This window comes from Pseudomonas sp. GW821-FHT01E05, assembly GCF_059422425.1.
Window position 1 is genome coordinate 161,732 of the sequence record NZ_JBWKWW010000012.1, and the last position, 21,091, is coordinate 182,822.

Annotated in this window: 20 protein-coding genes and 1 pseudogene; 10 read left to right on the forward strand and 11 right to left on the reverse strand. The window is 57.4% G+C overall.

Translation table 11 applies throughout. The features are described 5' to 3' along the window. Window positions 1-76: 76 nt before the first annotated feature. The 4 genes from AC07W5_RS24385 to norR form a co-directional block, all read right to left on the reverse strand. Complete coding sequence (locus tag AC07W5_RS24385; RefSeq protein WP_495024481.1) at window positions 77-826, reverse strand: YkgJ family cysteine cluster protein; 750 nt, start codon at window positions 824-826, stop codon at window positions 77-79. Window positions 827-962: 136 nt separating this feature from the next. Next, window positions 963-1,445, reverse strand: a complete 483-nt coding sequence (locus tag AC07W5_RS24390; RefSeq protein ID WP_494991879.1) for a GNAT family N-acetyltransferase — start codon at window positions 1,443-1,445, stop codon at window positions 963-965. A gap of 3 nt (window positions 1,446-1,448) precedes the next feature. Then, on the reverse strand, window positions 1,449-2,351 hold the full coding sequence (locus tag AC07W5_RS24395; RefSeq protein ID WP_494991880.1) for a chemotaxis protein CheV: 903 nt from the start codon (window positions 2,349-2,351) through the stop codon (window positions 1,449-1,451). A gap of 268 nt (window positions 2,352-2,619) precedes the next feature. Further along, window positions 2,620-4,176, reverse strand: a complete 1,557-nt coding sequence (gene norR / locus AC07W5_RS24400; RefSeq protein ID WP_494991881.1) for a nitric oxide reductase transcriptional regulator NorR — start codon at window positions 4,174-4,176, stop codon at window positions 2,620-2,622. A gap of 156 nt (window positions 4,177-4,332) precedes the next feature. Here norR and hmpA point away from each other — a divergent pair, with 156 nt between their 5' ends. The 7 genes from hmpA to cyoE all read left to right on the forward strand — a co-directional run bounded on the left by hmpA (window position 4,333) and on the right by cyoE (window position 11,961). Then, a complete protein-coding gene (gene hmpA / locus AC07W5_RS24405; RefSeq protein ID WP_494991882.1) occupies window positions 4,333-5,514 on the forward strand; it encodes an NO-inducible flavohemoprotein in 1,182 nt (393 codons plus the stop codon). A gap of 268 nt (window positions 5,515-5,782) precedes the next feature. Next, a complete protein-coding gene (locus AC07W5_RS24410) occupies window positions 5,783-6,292 on the forward strand; it encodes a disulfide bond formation protein B (protein ID WP_494991883.1) in 510 nt (169 codons plus the stop codon). 813 nt (window positions 6,293-7,105) lie between these two features. Next, window positions 7,106-8,050 carry a ubiquinol oxidase subunit II gene (gene cyoA, locus AC07W5_RS24415; protein ID WP_494991884.1) on the forward strand — a complete coding sequence of 315 codons (945 nt, stop codon included), beginning with the start codon at window positions 7,106-7,108 and terminating at the stop codon, window positions 8,048-8,050. A gap of 3 nt (window positions 8,051-8,053) precedes the next feature. After that, window positions 8,054-10,084 carry a cytochrome o ubiquinol oxidase subunit I gene (gene cyoB / locus AC07W5_RS24420; RefSeq protein ID WP_494991885.1) on the forward strand — a complete coding sequence of 677 codons (2,031 nt, stop codon included), beginning with the start codon at window positions 8,054-8,056 and terminating at the stop codon, window positions 10,082-10,084. 3 nt (window positions 10,085-10,087) lie between these two features. Then, a complete protein-coding gene (locus AC07W5_RS24425) occupies window positions 10,088-10,714 on the forward strand; it encodes a cytochrome o ubiquinol oxidase subunit III (protein WP_494991886.1) in 627 nt (208 codons plus the stop codon). Beyond that, window positions 10,715-11,062 (forward strand): cytochrome o ubiquinol oxidase subunit IV, encoded by a 348-nt coding sequence (gene cyoD / locus AC07W5_RS24430; protein WP_494991887.1) that lies wholly within the window; start codon window positions 10,715-10,717, stop codon window positions 11,060-11,062. 11 nt (window positions 11,063-11,073) lie between these two features. Then, window positions 11,074-11,961 (forward strand): heme o synthase, encoded by an 888-nt coding sequence (gene cyoE, locus AC07W5_RS24435; protein ID WP_495024482.1) that lies wholly within the window; start codon window positions 11,074-11,076, stop codon window positions 11,959-11,961. Between the two features lie 111 nt (window positions 11,962-12,072). Here the strand turns inward: cyoE and AC07W5_RS24440 are convergent, their stop codons facing one another. Further along, window positions 12,073-13,206, reverse strand: a complete 1,134-nt coding sequence (locus tag AC07W5_RS24440; RefSeq protein WP_495024483.1) for a hypothetical protein — start codon at window positions 13,204-13,206, stop codon at window positions 12,073-12,075. 576 nt (window positions 13,207-13,782) lie between these two features. On the opposite strand from AC07W5_RS24440, the gene AC07W5_RS24445 reads away from it, so the two are divergent. Both AC07W5_RS24445 and AC07W5_RS24450 read left to right on the forward strand, forming a co-directional pair. Beyond that, complete coding sequence (locus AC07W5_RS24445; protein WP_495024484.1) at window positions 13,783-15,018, forward strand: MBOAT family O-acyltransferase; 1,236 nt, start codon at window positions 13,783-13,785, stop codon at window positions 15,016-15,018. A gap of 67 nt (window positions 15,019-15,085) precedes the next feature. After that, entirely contained in the window at window positions 15,086-16,084 is a 999-nt protein-coding gene (locus tag AC07W5_RS24450; RefSeq protein ID WP_495024485.1) for a hypothetical protein, read from the forward strand. 140 nt (window positions 16,085-16,224) lie between these two features. Here the strand turns inward: AC07W5_RS24450 and AC07W5_RS24455 are convergent, their stop codons facing one another. The 6 genes and pseudogenes from AC07W5_RS24455 to AC07W5_RS24480 all read right to left on the reverse strand — a co-directional run. Further along, a complete protein-coding gene (locus AC07W5_RS24455; protein ID WP_495024486.1) occupies window positions 16,225-16,929 on the reverse strand; it encodes a hypothetical protein in 705 nt (234 codons plus the stop codon). Window positions 16,930-17,035: 106 nt separating this feature from the next. Beyond that, the gene (locus tag AC07W5_RS24460) at window positions 17,036-17,539 is read right to left on the reverse strand and encodes a hypothetical protein (protein ID WP_495011155.1); all 504 of its coding nucleotides are present in this window, start codon (window positions 17,537-17,539) and stop codon (window positions 17,036-17,038) included. Window positions 17,540-17,681: 142 nt separating this feature from the next. Beyond that, window positions 17,682-17,936 carry a Txe/YoeB family addiction module toxin gene (locus AC07W5_RS24465; protein ID WP_495024487.1) on the reverse strand — a complete coding sequence of 85 codons (255 nt, stop codon included), beginning with the start codon at window positions 17,934-17,936 and terminating at the stop codon, window positions 17,682-17,684. Further along, window positions 17,933-18,187: a type II toxin-antitoxin system prevent-host-death family antitoxin gene (locus tag AC07W5_RS24470; protein ID WP_494991892.1), complete on the reverse strand. Its 255-nt coding sequence runs from the start codon at window positions 18,185-18,187 to the stop codon at window positions 17,933-17,935. The genes AC07W5_RS24465 and AC07W5_RS24470 overlap by 4 nt, the downstream gene beginning before the upstream one ends. A gap of 269 nt (window positions 18,188-18,456) precedes the next feature. Then, on the reverse strand, window positions 18,457-19,380 hold the full coding sequence (locus AC07W5_RS24475) for a CobW family GTP-binding protein (RefSeq protein ID WP_495024488.1): 924 nt from the start codon (window positions 19,378-19,380) through the stop codon (window positions 18,457-18,459). Beyond that, window positions 19,380-20,415: pseudogene (locus AC07W5_RS24480) on the reverse strand (amidohydrolase); the annotation flags it as partial. The gene AC07W5_RS24475 and the pseudogene AC07W5_RS24480, both read right to left, overlap by 1 nt. 190 nt (window positions 20,416-20,605) lie before the next feature. On the opposite strand from AC07W5_RS24480, the gene AC07W5_RS24485 reads away from it, so the two are divergent. Continuing rightward, window positions 20,606-21,046 (forward strand): thiamine pyrophosphate-dependent enzyme, encoded by a 441-nt coding sequence (locus AC07W5_RS24485; protein ID WP_495024494.1) that lies wholly within the window; start codon window positions 20,606-20,608, stop codon window positions 21,044-21,046. The last annotated feature ends 45 nt before the right edge of the window (window positions 21,047-21,091 follow it).

Below are 21,091 nucleotides of genomic sequence, written 5' to 3' on the forward strand. Positions count from 1 at the left end.
GCGTCCGCTTTCGGCAGTGACGCAGAGCGTCACGGGCTGCATTCCCACGCAGAGCGTGGGAACGATCACAGATGCATCAAGCCGCACGCAGCGAGATGAAGGCGTAGTTTGAAGGCTGCGTCGTTGCCACCTGCGCTCCGGCGGCCTGCACTTGTTCGGCGATATCTGTCCCGGATACATGGAACAACCACTCGCTGGTCGAACTCGCGGGTGGCTGCGCTTCAATCTGCTCGATGGCCATGGCGAACGCCGTCATGTCCGGCAGGTAAGCGGTAAAGCCGTCGCCCTTGAGCGCGGTAGTCCGAATGCCCAGCAGTTCGCAGATGGCTTCCTTGGTCTGGATGTCGTCCCGATCAGCCTGGCGCGAACGCTGGATCAAGCCGGCCAGTTCCCGGTCGACCAACTCGCCGCCAACAATCAGCTGCGGGCCTTTTTCCCAGGATTCTGGCGGGCAGTCCTTGGCGGCTGGCTTGAGTGCAATGTGCGGATTGATTTCCATGGGGTAAATGCGACACACCAAAGGCCGGCGTTCATAGATCCGGCAGAGGTTGTCTTCGTCAAGATTCCGGCAGGGGCCAACGTTGTACGCGGCGAAGGTGATCGCCACATAAGCTTCGGTCACACCGCTGGGCACCAAACAGGAACGTCGTTCGGCATGCTCGCGTTGCTGCAAAGGCAAGCCCAGGCCATTGCCGAGAAAGCCTTCCACCAGCACGATCACGTTGCCGCCGTCAGCCGCCCACTGCCGGGCTTCGGCGAGGGTCAGGGGGACGTGATGGTCGGCGCAGCACTTGCCGCAACCTACGCAGGAAAACGTTGTATTCATTGAACGGCCGGCTGCAATTGATAGATGAGAGCGGTGACGGGATTAACCACAGAGTCACTGCAAAGGCCTGTTACGAAGCAAGTTATGCGCCAGTCATTCTTGGGTGGATCCCGGACCGCCAGGATCGCAGCCTGGGCTACGCTGGAACGAGTTCTCTGCGCACCAGACGCATGCCCGCGCTTTCATACAAGCGCCGGGCCCGATGGTTATCTTCCAGCACTTTCAAATCGACATACTCTTCGCGTTTTTGCTGGAAAACCCTGAATGCATGCAACAGCAAAGCCCGCCCAAGCCCTTGGCCTTGAGCCCTGGGATGCACCACCAGGTCTTTGATGTAGGCGCTTGTCCAGCACTGGGCGACGCCGACAATCCCTTGGGCGTGCGTGGCGATAAAACACAGGGCCGGGTCATACTCGGCATCGGTTTCGAAGCGTTCACGCCAAATGTCCAGTGCTGGCACGCTGCCGCCGCCCTGCCGATAACCCAGCTCCATAAGCCCATGAACCGTTTCGGCAAGCGGCGCACGGTAAACGGTCAGGCTGATGCCGGCCGGCCAGGCGACGGGCGGCAAAACCTTGGTGAGGTCTCGACGCAGCAGCAGGCAGTAGTCCTCGGCCAAGGCTCAAATACCCTGAGCCGCGACGGCTTTGGCGGCCTCGATCAGACACTTGGTGAGCTCCGGCGAGGAGAACTTGGTCAGCACCGCGTTGGCTCCGGCCAGTCGGGCTTTTTCGCTGTTCATCGCGCTGTCCAGAGAGGTGTGCAGCAGCACGTAGAGGTGTGCGAAGTCCGGGGTTTCGCGCAGGGTACGGGTGAAGGCGTAACCGTCCATCTCCGACATCTCGATGTCCGAGACGATCAGATTGATTTGCTGTTCAGTGCCCTGCAGGTCCAGCAAGCAATCGATGGCTTCCTTGGCGCTGCGCGCGGTGTGGCATTGCAGGCCGAGGTTGCGCAGGGTGTGCACCGATTGTTGCAACGCCACCTGGCTGTCATCGACCACCAGAATCCTGGCATTACCCAGCACTTCGGCATCTTCCATGCTTAGTTCGGTCGGTGCCATTTCGATTCGTACCGGGGCGATGCCGTGGATGACTTTCTCGATATCCAGTACTTGTACCAGGGTGCCGTCGACCTGGGTTACGCCAGTGATGTACGACTTGGCGCCGCTGGCACCGTAGGGCGGCGGGCGGATATCGGTGGTCAGGCAATGCACGATCTTGCTCACGGCCTGAACGTGCAGACCTTGCTTGGAGCGGCTGACGTCAGTGACGATCAGGCAGCCGCCGTCCGGGTCGACCAGCGGCTTTTCACCAATCGCCCGGCTCAGATCGATCACCGACAGCGACGCGCCGCGCAGAGTGGCGATGCCTTTGACGTGCGGATGCGACTCCGGCAGCTTGGTCAGCGGCGGGCAGGGAATGATTTCACTGACTTTCAGCAGATTGATCGCCATCAGCTTGCCACTGCGCAAGGTAAACAGCAGAAGCGAGAGTGAGTCTGCGCGGGCTTTATCGGAGGACATAAAAACCTTCTGTGGATAAGGTGGTTCGCGGAAACGGGGCCGTGAACAGCTATCGATAACGGGTTATCGACTTGTTCAGGGCTGGCTTTAGGGGTAATCCCGGTAAACCAGACCGGCGCGATCTTCGTAGCAGCTGCCGAAGGCTGCGTTCGGCTGCGCAGCAGTCGTAAAACCTGAAACCGTGGTGTAACAGGTAGAACACGGTGACCGTTTTGCGAGGACTTCGTCCTCGAACGCAGGCTTCGCCAGCTGCTACGGGGGATGTGTGTTATTTCATCCCCAACCGCTTGGCCATCCTTCCAAGGTTTGCCCTGTCCAGGCCTAGCTCACGGGCCGCGCTTGCCCAGTTGTTCTGGTGGCGCTCAAGGCAGGCGCTGATTAGCTGACGCTGGTAGTTCTCGGTAGCCAGGCGCAGATCTCCGGCGACGTCGGGTAAATCCACGGGGGCGCTGGCAGGCTCTGACGGGGATGCTTGCTGCGCGACATTCGGCAACTCCAGATCCGCCGCGCTGAGGCTGAGGATCTTCGGGCGCTCGCGGCAATTGCCCAGCGCCTTCAGCGCACTGCGACCAATCAAGTGTTCGAGTTCACGGACATTGCCCGGCCAGGCATAAGCCAGCAGCGCCGCCTGGGCATCACTGGTCAAGCGCAAGCTGTTGAGGCCCATGCGCGAGCGGTTCTGCTCCAGGAAGAAGCCGCTGAGCAGCAGCACATCACGGCCGCGATCCCGCAGCGCCGGCACCAGCAGCGGGTAAACGCTGAGGCGATGATAGAAGTCGGCTCGATAGCGGCCGCTGCGTACTTCTTCGGCCAGATCGCGGTTGGTTGCAGCGATCAGGCGCACATCGACCTGATGTTCCTTATCCGAACCCAATCGCTGCAGCTGGCCGCTTTGCAGCACTCGCAGCAACTTGGCCTGAACGGTCAGCGACAACTCGCCAACTTCATCGAGGAACAGCGTGCCGCCATTGGCCAGTTCGAACTTGCCGCGGCGGTCGTTCATCGCGCCGGTGAAGGCGCCGCGCACATGGCCGAACAACTCGCTTTCCACCAGTGTGTCCGGCAGGGCGGCGCAGTTCAGGCTGATAATCGGTTTGTCGGCTCGCGGCGAAGCCGCGTGTATCGCCTGCGCCACCAGCTCCTTGCCGACTCCTGTCTCGCCGGTGATCAGCACCGTAAGGTCGCTGCCGCCGACCAGGCTGATCTCTTCCATCAGGCGTTTATGGGTTTTGCTTTGGCCGATCATTTCGCGGTTTTGCTGGCCGCTGGCCTGACGGTAAACCTCGGCACGCTGGTGTTCGTCCTCGACGCGCAGGGCCAGACGCTCCATACGCTCGGCGGCATTGACGGTCGCGGCGGCGAGGCTGGCAAACGCCTGCAGGGCGTCCAGTTCGATGGGTTCAAAACGCTGCGGGTCCAGCGCATCAAGGGTCAGCAGACCCCAAGGGCGTTCGTCGATAAACAGTGGGCAACCCATGCAGTCGTGGACTTCCAGGTGTTCGTCGAGACCGTCCACCAGACCGTCGTAAGGGTCCGGCAACTCGCTGTCGCTGGCGAAACGGGTTGGCCCGGGACTGCTGAGCAACGCCTCGAAGCGCGGATGTTCGCTGACCTTGAAGCGTCGGCCCAGGGTGTCGGGGCTCAGGCCATCCACCGCCAGGGGCACCAGCCATTCGCCGTCGAGGCGCAAAAGGGCGGCGGCGTCACACGGCAGCAGAGCGCGCATGGCTTCGAGCAGGCGTCGATAGCGCTCGCCCTCCGGCAGTTCGCGGGACAGGTCGGAGACCAGAGGGAGCAGGGCGGTGAGCAGTGATTTTGCAGTCATATTGACTCCATATAGTCTTAAGGACTATAAAGCAGGCGTTGTCGATATGACTACTATTTTATTAACTTATTGATTTATATAGATTTAATTGTTGGCATGGAAGCTGATAAGTAAAGGGTAGTCAGCTGGAAACCAAAAAGCTCAGGAGTTGCCCTTATGCTTAGCGTTCAAGACCGTGCCATCGTCAAATCGACCGTCCCTCTGCTGGAAAGCGGTGGCGAAGCGTTGATCACTCACTTCTATCGCATGATGCTTTCTGAATACCCGCAAGTGCGTCCGTTGTTCAACCAGGCCCACCAGAGCAGTGGCGATCAGCCTCGGGCACTGGCCAACGGCGTATTGATGTATGCGCGGCATATCGACCAGTTGGACCAATTGGGCGATCTGGTGGCGAAAATCATCAATAAGCACGTTGCCCTGCAAATCCTCCCTGAGCATTACCCAATCGTTGGCAGCTGCCTGCTGCGGGCCATTTCCGAAGTGCTCGGCAGTGAGATTGCCACCCCTGAAGTCATAAGCGCCTGGGGCGCGGCCTATAACCAACTGGCCGATATCCTGATCGGTGCTGAAACGGTGATCTATGACCAGAAGGCCGAAGCACCGGGCGGCTGGCGCGGTGAGCGGGAATTCAAACTGGTCGCGCGGGTCGAGGAAAGCTCGGAAATTACTTCGTTCTACTTCGAGCCTGCAGACAAGGGCCCGATTCTGGCGGCAGAGCCTGGCCAATATATCGGCATGAAACTGATCCTCGATGGCGAAGAGATTCGTCGTAACTATTCATTGTCGGCCCTGGCTGACGCCGGCCAGTACCGCATCAGCGTCAAGCGCGAAGCTGGCGGTCGTGCCTCGAATTTCCTGCATGACCGGTTCCATGTCGGCGCGAGCATCATGCTGTTTCCGCCATCCGGCGAGTTCACCCTGACCGCCAGCGACAAACCTTTGGTACTGATCAGTGGCGGTGTCGGCATTACACCTACTTTGCCGATGCTTGAAGCAGCTCTGGCGAGCAAACGCCCGGTGCACTTCATTCATTGTGCGCGTAATGGCGGTGTCCACGCCTTCCGTGATTGGGTGGATGGCCTGGCCGAGCGTCACCCGCAACTCAAGCGTTTCTACTGCTACGCCGAAGATGATGGCGTCAGTCCGGCGGCGCACCGGGTCGGGTTGTTGAGTCAGGATCAGCTTGCTGCCTGGATGCCTGAAGAGCGTGATCTGGACGCTTACTTCCTGGGTCCCAAAGGCTTCATGGGCGCAATCAAACGTCACCTCAAGGCGTTGGGCGTTCCGGAGAAACAAAGCCGTTACGAGTTCTTCGGTCCGGCTGCGGCGCTGGAGTAAACCTTTATTGAATGATCGTTCCCACGCTCTGCGTGGGAATGCAGCCCGTGACGCTGCGCGTCACAAAAGCGGACGCAGAGCGTCCGGTGAGGCATTCCCACGCGGGAGCGTGGGAACGATCAAAATCATCTCCAACGATTAATCCCCCGTTAATTCCCCTGCCGTTAATTCCTCCTGTTAAAACCACCGAACCGCCCGCGTGCGCTCACGGCCAGCGTGTAAACTTGCGGACAGACGAAAACTACCACTTTGGCAAAGGGATACGGGGATGAGTGACGAAATACTGCGTTTGGGGCGCGAGCGACGGTTTCTGGTCTTGCTGGGTGTGATCTGCCTGGCGCTGATCGGCGGTGCGCTGTACATGCAGGTGGTGCTGGGCGAAGCGCCATGTCCGCTGTGTATCCTGCAACGCTATGCCTTATTGCTGATTGCGATCTTCGCCTTCATCGGCGCGGCGATGCACACCCGCCGCAGTATTACCGTGTTCGAAGTGTTGGTGGTGCTCAGTGCCATCGCTGGCGCCGCGGTGGCTGGTCATCACGTCTACATCCAGTTCTACCCGGCGGTCAGTTGCGGAATCGACGTCCTGCAGCCGATCGTCGATGGCTTGCCGCTGGCTTCGATCTTCCCGCTGGGCTTTCGGGTCGACGGTTTCTGCGAGACGCCTTACCCACCCGTGCTGGGTTTGTCCCTGGCGCAGTGGGCGCTGGTGGCCTTCGTATTGACGGTGGTGCTGGTGCCGCTGGGTATCTCCCGCAATCGCAAAAACCTGCGCTGAAGTCATCCGCCACATCACTTAGCGACACAAAAACGCCCTGGTCCTGCGTGTGAGGATCGGGGCGCTTTGCATTTCGGTGCCCTTGAAAAAAGAGTGTGGTTTGCAGCAGTGAAATGTGCGGCGCATGTGCGACACGTTGTCACACACCGGGTATGGCGAGACATTTCAAGTGGTCATATTGGTGCTGTATGGCAGCCTGAATTTCTCCCCGTTCAGCGATCAAATTGTCGAAAGCCGCAAAACCCCATCAGGCAGATTTAACAGGCTCCAGGGAAACGCTGGAGGCCTTGTTTCAAGAGGTCTTGGGGCAAATTGAGGGGCAAGATCGGGCAGCGAAGCTGTCTAAAATGAGCGCATTAAGCCTACATTCTTTATGGTTATTGTTGCGAATGAAAAGCGATACGATCGCTGGGTGATGCAATAATCGTTAATGATTATTGCCAGATCCGATAAAAATTATTTCGATATGAGACATGGTTTATAAAACGCTACATATCTACAATCGCACGCACTGAGTTTCCGGCGCTGCTCATTCTTCGTCAGGAGGGGAGGCGAGGGGCGGTTTGATTGCTCCATACGACTCCAGGTGTCGGCAACCTTCCAACTATCCGCACCAAATGGAATTGGTCTGTAACAAGGCCTTTGACCACGAATTCGAATAAGAATTACCGCTAGCCCAGGATTTGTCGATCAGCGTTTAGCGCGACGGGCAGGCCCTTATTCAATCGAAGAAAAAATGCCAACCCTTGGCAGGGTGAAGTGTTGGCGATCAAAACCCAACTGCATTGCGCAAGCTGCTTTAGAGGTCGTGAGATGAGTAAAAACAGGTACCCCAGATTCTTAGGCTTCTTGCCTCTGCTCGGCACGTTGTTGCTGGGTGGTTGCAATATGACCTTGCTCGATCCGAAGGGCCAGGTCGGCCTGGACGAGCGAAACCTGATCATCACCGCAACGCTGCTGATGCTGTTGGTCGTGGTGCCGGTCATCGTCATGACCTTCGCTTTCGCCTGGAAATATCGCGCATCCAACAAGGACGCGACCTACGCGCCGAACTGGTCGCACTCCACCAAGATCGAAATCGCGGTGTGGGCTGTTCCAGTGCTCATCATCATTGCCCTGGGTTACGTCACCTACAAGTCGACCCACGCACTGGACCCGTACCGTCCGCTGGAATCCGACGTCAAGCCGATCACCATTCAAGTGGTCGCAATGGACTGGAAGTGGCTGTTCATCTACCCGGAACAAGGCATCGCCACCGTCAACAAGATGGTGTTCCCGGCCAACACGCCGGTTAACTTCAAAATCACCTCCGACACCGTGATGAACTCGTTCTTCATTCCGGGCCTGGGCGGTCAGATCTACGCGATGGCGGGCATGGAGACCAAGTTGCACCTGATCGCCAATCAGAATGCCGAGTTTGACGGTATCTCCGCCAACTACAGCGGTGCTGGCTTCACTGGCATGAAATTCAAAGCAATCGCCACCTCTCAGGCAGATTTCGATGCCTGGGTCAGTGATGTCAAGAAGGCACCTAAACAGCTTGAAAAAGCTGAATACGAAGCCCTTTCCAAACCAAGCCAGAACAACCCGGTTGAACTCTACTCCTCGTACGCGCCGAACCTGTTCCAGACCATCATCGACAAGTATGAAGGCATGAAACCGGGCCAGCCGATGCACCACGAGAAGGAAGGGAAGGAAGTGGCCGGTATGGAAGGGATGGACATGAGTTCGCATTCAGCTGCCGGGGCAGAGGAGTAAACGATGTTTGGTAAATTAAGTTGGGAAGCGATCCCGTTCCACGAGCCGATCGTGATGGTGACCATCGCCATGATCGCGCTCGGTGGTCTGGCGGTATTTGCTGCAATCACCTACTTCAAGAAGTGGACCTATTTGTGGACCGAGTGGCTGACGTCGGTCGACCACAAGAAAATCGGCGTGATGTACATCGTCGTTGCCATGATCATGCTGCTGCGTGGTTTTGCCGACGCGGTCATGATGCGCTCCCAGCTGGCCCTGGCCACCGAGGGTTCGCCTGGCTACCTGCCACCTGAACACTATGACCAGATCTTCACCGCTCACGGTGTGATCATGATCATCTTCATGGCGATGCCATTCTTCACCGGCCTGATGAACCTTGCAGTGCCGCTGCAGATCGGCGCACGTGACGTTGCCTACCCGTTCCTGAACTCCCTGAGCTTCTGGCTGCTGGTATCTGGCGTAGTGCTGGTTAACGTGTCCCTGGGTGTCGGCGAATTCGCCCGTACCGGTTGGGTTGCGTATCCACCGCTGTCGGAACTGGGCTACAGCCCGGGCGTGGGTGTGGACTACTACATCTGGGCACTACAGCTATCGGGTCTAGGGACGACGCTGACGGGGGTCAACTTCCTGGCCACCGTGCTGAAAATGCGTACCCCGGGCATGAAAATGATGGACATGCCGATCTTCACCTGGACCTGCACCTGGGCCAACGTACTGATCGTCGCTTCCTTCCCGATCCTGACCGCTACCCTGGCTTTGCTGACGCTTGACCGTTACATGGATTTCCACATTTTCACCAATGAACTGGGTGGAAATCCGATGATGTACGTCAACCTGTTCTGGGCCTGGGGTCACCCCGAGGTTTACATCCTGATTCTGCCGGCGTTCGGGATCTTCTCCGAAGTCATCTCGACCTTCTCCGGCAAGAAACTGTTCGGCCACCACTCGATGATCTACGCCAGCGGCGCGATCACGATCCTCGGCTTCATGGTCTGGCTGCACCACTTCTTCACCATGGGGTCGGGTGCCAACGTCAACGCCTTCTTCGGTCTGGCGACGATGCTGATTTCGATCCCGACGGGGGTGAAGCTATTCAACTGGCTGTTCACCATCTACCAGGGCCGTCTGCGTTTCACCAGCCAGGTGCTGTGGACTCTGGGCTTCATGGTGACCTTCGCCATCGGCGGCATGACCGGCGTACTGCTGGCCATTCCGGGTGCTGACTTCGTTCTGCACAACAGCCTGTTCGTTATCGCGCACTTCCACAACGTGATCATCGGCGGCGCCGTGTTCGGTTACATCGCCGGTTTCGGCTTCTACTTCCCTAAAGCGTTCGGCTTCAAGCTGCACGAAGGTTGGGGCAAGGCAGCGTTCTGGTTCTGGATCTCGGGCTTCTTCGTCGCGTTCATGCCGCTCTATGCACTGGGCTTCATGGGCATGACCCGTCGTCTGAACAGCACCACCAACCCTGAGTGGACGCCATACCTGCACGTTGCAATGGTCGGTGCGGTACTGATCGCCTTCGGTATTGCCTGCCAGTTGATCCAGTTGTACGTAAGTATCCGTGATCGCAAGCTGCCGCAGAACATGTGCGAAGCCGGCGACCCGTGGAATGCCCACACGCTGGAATGGTCGACCTCCTCGCCACCACCGTTCTACAACTTCGCTGTACTGCCGAAAGCCGACGGCATCGACCCGTTCACCGAAGCCAAGCAAAACGGTACTGCGTACAAGGCTCCGGCCCGTTACGAGCCGATCCACATGCCAAACAACACCGCGACCGGTCTGGTCATGGGTGCTCTGTTGACCGTGTTCGGTTTCGCGATGATCTGGCATATCTGGTGGATGGCCATCGCAGGTCTTGCCGGCACCGTGATCTATTTCGTGATCCACGCTGCCCGTGATGATCAGGGCTACATGGTGCCGGTCGATGTGATCGAGCGCATTGAAGCCGAGCAGCACAAGCGTCTGGTTGCGGCCAAAGCAATTCCGGCCACCGCCACCCGTGTTGAAACCTCGTTGGAACAGGCTTAAACCATGTCGAACTTAGTGACCAATGTTGGACACGCCCATGGTCATGACCATGGGCACGATGACCATCACCACGACTCGGGCGAGATGACCGTATTCGGTTTCTGGCTCTACCTGATGACCGACTGCATTCTGTTTGCGTCGATCTTCGCGGTGTACGCGGTACTGGTAAACAACGTAGCCGGTGGCCCGTCGGGCCACGACATCTTCGAACTGCCATACGTGCTGGGCGAAACCGCCTGCCTGTTGCTCAGCTCGATCACCTACGGCTTCGCCATGCTGGCGTTGTTCAAAGGCAAGAAGAGTCAGGTGCTGGGCTGGTTGGCCATCACCTTCCTGTTCGGTCTGGGCTTCATCGGCATGGAGATCAACGAGTTCCATACGCTGATCTCCGAAGGCTTCGGTCCGAACCGCAGCGGCTTCCTGTCCGGGTTCTTCACCCTGGTCGGTACCCACGGTCTGCACGTGACCAGCGGTCTGATCTGGATGGCGATCATGATGTATCAGGTCCAGAAGAATGGCCTGACAGCGACCAACAAGACCCGTCTGAGCTGCCTGAGCCTGTTCTGGCACTTCCTGGACGTTGTGTGGATCTGCGTATTCACCGTTGTTTACCTGATGGGGACTCTGTAAATGGCTAACGCAGCTCACTCACACAATGGCCACGATAGTCACGACGCCAGCCACGGCAGCGTCAAGTCGTACGGCATCGGCTTCATCCTGTCGGTGATCCTGACCATCATTCCTTTCGGCCTGGTGATGTACCCGTCGCTACCGAAAGACGTGACCCTGTTGATCGTACTGGCCTTCGCAGTGATCCAGGTGCTGGTGCACCTGGTCTACTTCCTCCACCTGGACCGCTCCGCCGCCCAGCGTAGCAACGTGATTGCGTTTGTTTTCGCGGCGCTGGTTATCCTCCTGTTGGTCGGGTTGTCGCTGTGGATCATGTACAGCATCCATTCCGTCATGATGGCGCACTGAGGAAAGTCCGGATGTCCCTAAAGCACTTTATCCAAATCACCAAACCGGGGATCATTTTCGGTAACGTGCTTTCTGTGGCAGGCGGGTTTTTCCTGGCCTCGAAAGGGCATGTCGACATCGCCCTGTTCCTGGCCGCAATGATTGGCACTTCGTTGGTGGTGGCGTCCGGTTGCGTGTTCAACAACTGCATCGACCGCGACATCGACCTGAAGATGGAACGCACCAAAAACCGTGTGCTGGTCCAGGGCCTCATCTCCCTGAAACTGGCACTGGTTTACGCCACCCTCCTGGGGGTCGCCGGTGTGGCTTTGCTGTACCACGTGGCCAACCCGTTGGCGGCGCTGTTCGCGGTGATCGGTTTTGTCATCTACGTCGGCTTCTACAGTCTGTACCTCAAGCGCAAGTCGGTTCACGGCACGCTGGTGGGCAGTCTGTCGGGCGCCATGCCGCCGGTGATCGGTTACGTGGCCGTGAGCAACAGCTTCGACATGGCGGCGTTGACGCTGCTGGTGATGTTCAGCCTGTGGCAGATGCCGCATTCCTACGCCATCGCGATCTTCCGCTTCAACGATTACCTGGCCGCATCGATTCCGGTGCTGCCGGTCAAGCGCGGGATTGAGGTGGCCAAGCGGCACATCATGCTCTACATCCTGGCGTTCCTTGTGGCGACCTTGATGCTGACCTTCAGCGGCTACGCCGGCATGAGCTACCTCGCCGTCGCCGCCGCCATGGGCATGTACTGGCTGTACATGGCCTGGACCGGCTACAAGGCCGTGGATGATCGAGTCTGGGCGCGCAAGCTGTTCGTCTTCTCGATCTTCACCATCACCGCGCTGAGCGTGATGATGTCCCTGGACTTCAAAGTGCCAAGTGAGTTGTTGCTGACTTACGCGCCTTGAGCTAGAGCATGGCAACAAAAAGCCCCGCCTTCGATTGAAGAGCGGGGCTTTTTTTGTCTGTGTGCCGGCACCGGCATTCAGGCGTGCATTGAGGATAACGCTTGAGGTGCTTTACTGCGCTGAACTGACATCCGGCATGGGGGTGTTTTCGAGTTGGTGTACTGCCAGGAAGCGACTGTTGGCGGGTGTCCAGGTGTTGTCGAAGGCTGCTGGCAGATCGCCCCAGAATAAAAGATGCCAGAGTCTCCAAAGACCCATCCAGGCTTCAAAGTCTGGCCCTTGGCGTGCGCGTCGGGTTTGTCGCTGCAAAGCGCTTCCCAGGGATTGGGCATACAGCCGACAAGCTCTGCAGTCTATGTTTGGCGTGCAGCATTTGACCTCACCAGCATCTTGCAGATCGACGTGGAAATGTCGGTAATGAGGTGTTACACGGGCAGCACAGTTGGTCGCGATGCCGGTAGCAGGGTCGATGTCATAAAGACCGTCGGCGTTATGCACCCACTTATTGAAATTGCGGTCGTAGAGAATAGTCTGGGGGAAGTTTTCCATCGCTTCGCCAATTAAAACTTGTGACAGAGCCAGATCTTGAGCGTCAAGTAGCAAGTTATCGTCGCTATGGCTGAAGCGAAAATAGTCTGAACGATCAAGTTGCTCATTACCCAGTCGGGTGAGGTAGTCAGTCGTCGGGCTGTAATGGTTGAAGCTAAGGCGCAGCCCTTCATCAGCGCACATTCGCGCGATGGCCGGGATGCTTTGGAGGTTTTGACGGGTAACGGTAAAGACGAAGATGGCCCGTGGGTCATTACCGTAATTTCGCACCTGCTTGGCGAATATGTTCGCGCCCCTCAGTTTGGCGCTTTCCTCGGGCAAGCCCCAGAGCGATATCTGCAGGCGATAGTTCAGCTCGCGGGTGAGCTTGCGGGTGCCGTTGGTATAGATGACTCCCTTTGGAATATGTCGGGACATCACGACAAGTTTGCTTTCGACCAGAGACGGCTCGGCTCCGGCTACCTCGGCATAATTGATTCCACGCTTTGCTTCCGCGGCAAAGAATCGATCAATTTGATCAAGGTCGGTAACCGGAACATGCCCTTCATAGTCGGAACCGGCGAAGAAAAGGCAGCCTTCGCAGACCAGGTTGCAGGTATTTGACAGATCGTACTGAGAAGGACGAATCGGAAGAACCTGCTTGCGCAGGTAGTCGAAAAATGCGCGGGAATTGTCACCCTGCTTAGTACTGTCCATGTAATGTTCCTGATCTTTAGAGTGCTACGTTTTCGAGGAAGAGGGCGCGCACGGCACATTTATGTATTAGGGGATTTAAGCTGTTTGATTGTTCGACAATCTATGGGATCTTGTACGGGAAATTTGCAGTAATGGCTATTTGCTTTTATCCCCCGGAAACGGGAAAAGACGAGTGGTATCGGTGTCGGTTTTACAGCGCCGAATTTCTGACTTCCGGGACTTGATATGTTGTTCAATAGCCTGCCTTTCATGGTACTTGCCGGTGTTGTCCTGCTGATGACTCTGAACCTTCATCGATTTGGGTTTCAGGCATCAAAGTACTTGCTGATTTTTGCCTCGCTGGGTTTCTACTGCATATGGAATCCATCGGATGTTCCTGTACTGCTATCGTCCCTGTTCGCCAACTGGTTGCTGGCCGGTTGGCTTTTCCGGGCGCAGGGTACTCAACGACGTCTTTTACTTGGGCTAGGCATAGTCGCCAATCTGCTATTGCTCCTTTGGTTCAAGGTCGGTCCGGTTTGCATGGGGTTGGTCAGTACATTTTGGCCAGAGGTTCCAGTTCCTGCAGAGCGTCCCTTGCCCTTGGGCATCTCGTTTTTTACCTTCCAGCAAATCGCCTACCTGGTTTCGCTTTATCGCAACAATGCCCGGGCCAAGGGTGCCGACTACACCTTTGTCATTTGCTTCTTCCCGCATCTCGTGGCCGGCCCGCTGGTGCGTCATCGAGACATGATCCAGCAGCTTAACCAACCCAGTACTTTTGCGTTGCGTTCCGCCAACCTGTTCGCCGGAAGCAGCTTGTTCATTATCGGACTGAGCAAGAAAGTGCTGCTCGCCGACCCCTTGGGCAGTTATTCACACCGCCTTTTCGGTATTGCCGACAGCGGACAGGCGCTGGACTTTCTTTACGCCTGGATCGCGGCGTTGGCAGGATTTCTCAATTTCTATTTCGACTTTTCCGGCTACTCCGACATGGCCTGCGGGTTGGCGTTGATCGTCGGAATTCGTTTGCCGATGAATTTCTACTCGCCCCTGAAAGCCGTGAGCATGGATGAGTTCTGGAATCGCTGGAACATTACCGTTACCCAGTTCATTCGCGATCATGTATTCCGGCCTTTGGCGGGGCGCCGGCTGGTGGTGCGTCGCCATTTGGCGGCATTGCCCCTGACCATGATCATCGCCGGATTCTGGCATGGTGCAACCTTGAACTTTCTACTATGGGGAGCCCTGCATGGTCTTATCGTGACCTGCCAGCATGCGCGTCGTCTGGTTTTGCGCACACCGGCTCCGCGCAATCTGTCCCAAGGACGGCGCTTCATAAGCTGGGGGCAGACGCAACTGATGTTGATCGGTCTGGGCTGCGTCTTCCAAACCCACACCATTCAGGGGGCCTGGCTGACGTTGCGTGCTTTGGCCGGATTCGGAGGGCCTGCTCAACCGGTCATTCTGCCGTCGAATTTCCATCAAACCTGGGCGGACGGCATTGTGGTGATTCTGGGAGGGACTCCGACAAGTGCGCTGTCTGTTCTGCCGGGCACCATTGAGGCGCTCCTGCTGATTTTTTTCGCGTGGGGTATCTGCCTGTTTGCGCCGAACTCGGTGGAGATAATGGGGCGCTATCGTCCCGTACTCGACTCGACCAACTTCCTGCGCCAGGGGCTCAAACCCAAGTTGCCTGGCGTTCGAATTGCCGGACAGCTCCTGGCTGCGCCTGGCGTGGGCTGGGGGCTGATCCTTGCCTTGCTGCTGGGGCTGACCATGCTACGCGTGCTGTCCAATGCCTCCAGCCCTTTCAACTACTACAACTACTGACATGACCACACGCCCGAGCTCTTCTGTTCATACCCGTTTACGCCGCACCATTGGCTGGACGTTGGTCGTGACCATTATGGTGGTGGTGCTGGCTAACCTGTTCACTGTTGTGTTCGCGAAGTTTTTGATCGGGCAAGGTTATTGGCAGGAAAGCAAAGTCTGGAAGGGGCTTTTGCTGGAAGCGCAGACGCCAGCGCCCGAAGTTGTACTGGTGGGCTCTTCCAGGGTGCAAAACCATTTCAACACTGACTATTTCAATACGCATGGTCACAAGACATTCAATATGGGGGCTCCAGGCCTGATGCCTTGGGAGTTCCCCTCCATGGTGCAGCAGGCCTCCGAGGTTGCGGGAAAGACGGTGGTTATCAGTATTCCCGCCGATATCCTTTTTGCTCCTCTTGGCTGTCCAAATCACTGGACGGGCACTGACCTGGTGTTCTATGCCAGGCATGCGCCTGCGTGCTTGAAATCCTTGTCGTTGGCTCAATGGCTGAAGCCCTTGCCCATCAATGCTTTTTTTAGTGAAACCTTTACCAATGTTCACTATTCCCCATGCCGTGATGAGGCTGATCAGTCACTGAAGCAACTTGAGGTATTACATGGCCCTGATGTCTGTAATGATCCGAGAGGGTTAATGCTATTACGCTACAGTAGACGTTGGGTGGCTGTTTTCCACAATGGCGACGGCTTGATAATCCCCGATGGTTATCCAGCGAGACAGGCCGAAGTGCATTGGCTGGATAGACGACAGACAGCCTTTCAAACGGAAGTCGTGAATTTTCTACGCGAGTTGGCTGATAGTGTTCGTGTCGCAGGGAAAACCCCTGTTTTCATTATTGAAGCCGCGCCTGTCGAACACTTGCTGATTAATCACGATTTGGAAAAGCAGACAGGCACTCGGACGTTGTATATGAATGAAGCACGCTTCATGGATGATGAAATTGCAGATCATGATCACTTGGGGGCGAAGGGCAATGATCGTGTGACTAAATTGCTGTTCGAGCAACTTTTCTGTGTTCCCGACTCGCAGGCCTGCTCGTCTGAGGCAGAGGCATCACGACTCTGACCGTCATGAGCTGCGAGTTCGCGGTTTACCGGTGAGGGGTAAGACGGTATTTACAGGACCGGCCTCTATCCTTCGATTCCGTTGGGGAACGCGACCGGAGCAGGAGCTGCCGCAGGCCGCGATCTTTTGATCTTCCGGTGTTACTGCTGAGCGATGCTGTAACCGTCGAACGCCGTCTGCTGCTGAAGGGCAGTGATGATGCTTTTCCGAGTAGCGGGCTGTTCGGCACCTTCGTTATCCATGAAGGTTTCGTTTTCCAGTTCCGCTTGATCGCCTTCACCGACAAACGCAAAACCGAGGAATTCGAAGGCTTCACGGTCCATGTTCGGCTTGGAGCGAGGTGTGCGCAGGGGCAGGGTGACGCTCACGCCGTCCTTGCTGATGGAGAACACTTCGATTTCTTTCTTGGCGCGAGCCGTTTTGGTTTTGCCGCTGCTGGGGTTGCTGACCGCTTGATGGGTCTGGTTCAACACTTTCAGCGCCAGGCCATACACCAGCTCCTGGAACTCAGGATCGTCTTTGAAGCTGGACAGAATCCGGCTGATGGAAAATTTGCTGCTCAAGTCTTCCAGAGCGGCGATGTCGGCGGCCTCTGCGTCTTTAAGATTTTTCAGCTCGCCCATCAGTTCGTAGGCTTTGTCGTCGTCAAACTGGTCATGTGCCTGGCGAATCGCAATGCGTAACTCACGAATCTGGTCGCTTTCTTTCGAGGTGTGAAACGCATCGAGCACCATTTCACTGATGGTCTTGGCCTGCGGCACATGCTGCGAAAGATTGATGGCGTTTTCGTATTCCACTTTGGACGACAAGGTGATTACGGATTCATCGGTGTTGGATTCGGGCATTGAAATTTCACTACTTCATTTAACAAGGTTTGAGACGGGAAACGCGCCGGGCATTTTCAGGGCGCGTGTGCAGCGGCGTCAAGGAACCATGCCTGAGTGACGGTTTTTAACGGCTGTGCTGCCAGGATCGCGCTTGCAGTGATGACAACGCCCGATACAAGGTGATCGCCCGCCCGCAAAACAGACCGACCGTGAACCCCGAAGCCACTCCAGTCAGTGCCAGCATTTGCATAGTCGCCGTCAACTCAGGGTGAACGGCATCCTGATAGCCGGTGTAGTACTTCACGGCGAAGAACAGCTGGGAGATAAGCAGGATCTTCAGGGTTCCGGGGACGATCAGCCCGTTGCCATCAGCCTCCAGTACGGCACCTTTGCGAGAGAACATGCCCATCGCCACCAGACTGCCAAGGGCCACGCCGCCCATCCAGAAAGCCGTCGACAAGGCGGTGTGATTCAGCGAAAACAGCGACCAGATAACCAGAATCAATGGGGTGATCAGCAACGATTTCCTGCTTTCCCTGCTGCTCGAGCAGGCCTTGAACCCGTAATAACAGAGCAGCAGATAAACAGCGAAAACCCACAGCGGCGTGCCTTGCAGGATATCGAGCATGAGTTATCCCCAGGGCGCTGAGCGAAGGGAGATCGAGAGGGCGCTACAGGTTTTCATCGTCAGCTTCCTTGCGTGGACGTTCAGTAAGGTGGCGACTGTTCGCGTCGCCGAGTGGAGAATGCCTGAAATCTGATGCTTGGGTTCAGTAGTGATATCGGCACATCAGTATCTGCATCTCATCGTCTTCTACCCCATAGACCAATCGATGTTCGGTCGTGATCCGACGCGACCAAAACCCGCTGAGGTTATGTTTGAGGGGTTCAGGCTTGCCGAGTCCGTCGAAAGGATCACGCTGGATCGCTTTGATCAAAAGGTTGATACGCTGGAGTCCGGCCTTATCGTTCTGCTGGAACCAGAGGTAGTCATCCCAGCCTTCAGGGGTAAAGAGAATCTTCATTCTTCAATCAGTTGCCTGGCTTTGGCTTTACCGGCGCGAAGGCTGTTGATCGATTTGATCAAGCGCTCGGCGTTGGCGGGGGAGCGGAGCAGGTAAGCGGTTTCTTCGAGGGCGTTGAATTCGGCCAGAGAAATCATGACGACCGGTTCGCCTTTTTGGCGTGTCACCAGCAGCGGAACGCGATCTTCGTTTACTCGATCCATGGTTTCAGACAGGTGCGCACGGGCATTGGTGTAATTGATGGTTTGCATGACGGGGTCCTCGCTCAATGATTTAAACGTACAGAAATACGTACATATTGGCAAGGTGCTCCCTATGAGCGGTCGTTCTGCCGGGGAAGCGGGACTGGTCTGATCTTTCATAAGGGGACTTCGTGGAATTCAAAAAGAGGCTCAAAGACGCGCTTCAAGACGATGAAACCCAGCGTAGTACGGTGTGCGAAAGATATAAGGGGCTGGCGTAGATCAGATTGTTGCGGGATATGCCGCCAGCCACAGCGGCCATGAGGTTCCTGCGTCGTTCACACTGCCTGAATATCCGCCAGCCCCGCTTCCAATGTTTCACGAAGGCCACAGCCGCGGCGGGCGATGAACACCATTTGTACAGCGTGTTCCGGCGTTTGTCCGGTGGCCAGGCTGAACTGGCTGCGGGCACCGACATGTTGCAGCCAATAAGGCTGTTCGTTGCCTTGCAGTTGCACCAGCCCCTTGAGGCGGAAGATATCTTTGGGAAGCCTGGCCAGCCATTCGCGCAGAGCTTTGGGCGGCAGCGGGTGCGGGCTGTTCCAGACCCAGCTTTCGAACAGCTGGTCATGGCGCTCCGGCAACGGCGTGATCTTCAGGCCGACGCGATTGCTGCGATCTGACAGTAGCAACGCGTCGGGCAGTTGCGCTTGTACGGTGTCGAACACCGGCGCGCGGCTGCCGAGGGACGCGCGGATGCTGTCCACTTCGGCCGAATCGACCAGGTCGGATTTATTCAGTAACACCAGATCGGCACAGGCCACCTGCGCTCTGGACAGTCGGGCGAATTCGCCTTCCAGTGCGCTATAGCCCGTGGCGTCGACCAGCGTGATGACGGCATCCAGATGCAAGTGCGCACGCAGTTGTGGATAACCCAGGGTCTGCACGATGCGTTGCGGATCGGACACGCCACTGCATTCGATGACGATCCGTTCCAGTCGCGGCTGCAGCTGCGAGAGGCTGACCAATTGCGCCAGCAGGTCTTCCTGCACGGTGCAGCAGATGCAGCCGTTTTGCAGGCTGTACACCGCGTCGGTGACTTCGGCAATGATCGCGGCATCGATGTTCAACTCGCCAAAATCATTGACGATCACCGCCAGGCGTCCGCTGTCGGCACGCTGGACCATGCGATTGAGCAGGGTGGTTTTGCCGGCACCGAGGAACCCGGCGACCACGGTCACCGGAATGCTTGGGAGGTTCATCAGGCCTGTCCCTCGATCATCGGTGGCTGACCTTGCCAGACGGCTTTCAACGGTGTGTCACTGAACCTTGACTCGCGGTCGTACACTGGCCGGCCTTCAACGAAGGTCAGTTGCACCTGAGTGCGATGGATGTAGTTGCGCGGCGCTTTGGCGAACAGGTCGCGGTCGAGCACGATCAGGTCGGCGGACTTGCCGACTTCCAGACTGCCGGTCAGATGTTCCAGGCCCATGGCGTGGGCGCCGTTGAGGGTCGCGACTTGCAGCGCCTGCTCGAGGGTGATCGGTTCACCGAAACAGTCGGGTTCCTGGTTCCACGGGTTCTGCCGGGTAACCATGGTTTCCAGCGCCAGCCAAGGATCGATCGAGGCCACGGGCCAGTCGGTGCCCATGACCGCGATGCCGCCAGCGGCCAGTACACCCTTGAAGTCATAGATGCGCTTGAGGCGTTCCTGGCCGTAGCCGGAGCGTGCGCCGCTGGCGAAGGGCGTCGGGTACCAGGCTGCGGGGGAAAACTCGGCAATCACGTTCAGTTCCTTGAAACGCTTGAGGTTGCCCGGATGCAGCAGGGTGCTGTGGGCGCACTGATGGCGAATGCCGCTGTAACCGTTGCGGCGTCGAGCTTCGGCGACGGCATCGAGGAACACGTCTGAAGCACCGTCGCCGGTGCAGTGGGCGATCACTCGCAGGCCTCGACGGTCCATGTCCACACACCATGTCGGTGATGTGTTCCGGGGTCAGGTTGAGCTTGCCGCGCCAGCTCGAATCTTGCGACCAAGGGGTCATCAGGTAAGACGATTTAGGTTCTACGGTGCCGTCGAAGTGGAATTTCACCGCGTTGGCATTCAGTCGGGCGCTGCGATAGTAATGCCGTTCACCGCTGAGCAATTCCCAGCGGCGGCGGACCGGGAAGATGTCGTCCTGCCAACTGATCGCGGCCTCTACGCGCAGGGTCAGTTCGCCGGCGTCATCCAGCTCCTTGAGGGCTTCCAGACGCCGTTCGCAGACATGCACGTACTTGGTCGCGGTTGCGCTATTGGCCAATGTTGCGGCGCCGGTTCAAAGTGGCCGTTGGGCGCTGGACAGTGTGCAACGCGTCAACCAGTGCGAACGCGATAGCTGGACGGCCAAACAACAGGGGTTGCAAGGGCTGCTCGACCTGCTGCGTGACAGCCTGGTCGATCCGCTGATCGTCGGCGATTCCACGCAACCGGTGTATCAGGGCGCGGTGGGCTACCAGTCGCCGAAACCCAACAGCTGGTTCAACGCCGGCAGTGGCTATGGCACCCTTGGTTACGGCTTGCCTGCGGCGATTGGCGCCAAGCTGGCCAAGCCTGAGCGTGCAGTTGTCGCGTTAGTGGGGGATGGCGGTTTGCAGTTTTCCTGCGCTGAATTGATCGCTGCGCGAGAAGCGGGAGTGGGCGTCATCATGGTTCTGTGGAACAACCAGTGCTACGCCGAAATCCGCGACTACATGCAGGCCCGCGAGATCCCGCCACTGGGTGTAGACATCATGACCCCGGACTTCGCCGCCATGGCCCGCAGTTTCCACATCGACCACCATGCGCCGCAGGGGCCGGAGGCGTTGCGCACGTTGTTGCTGAAAATGGCGACCACCAAGGAGCCGGTGATGATTGAGCTGGATGCGGCGGTGTACCTGGCGTCGTAGGGCGCACATTCCCCGTAGCAGCTGGCGAAGCCTGCGTTCGGCTGC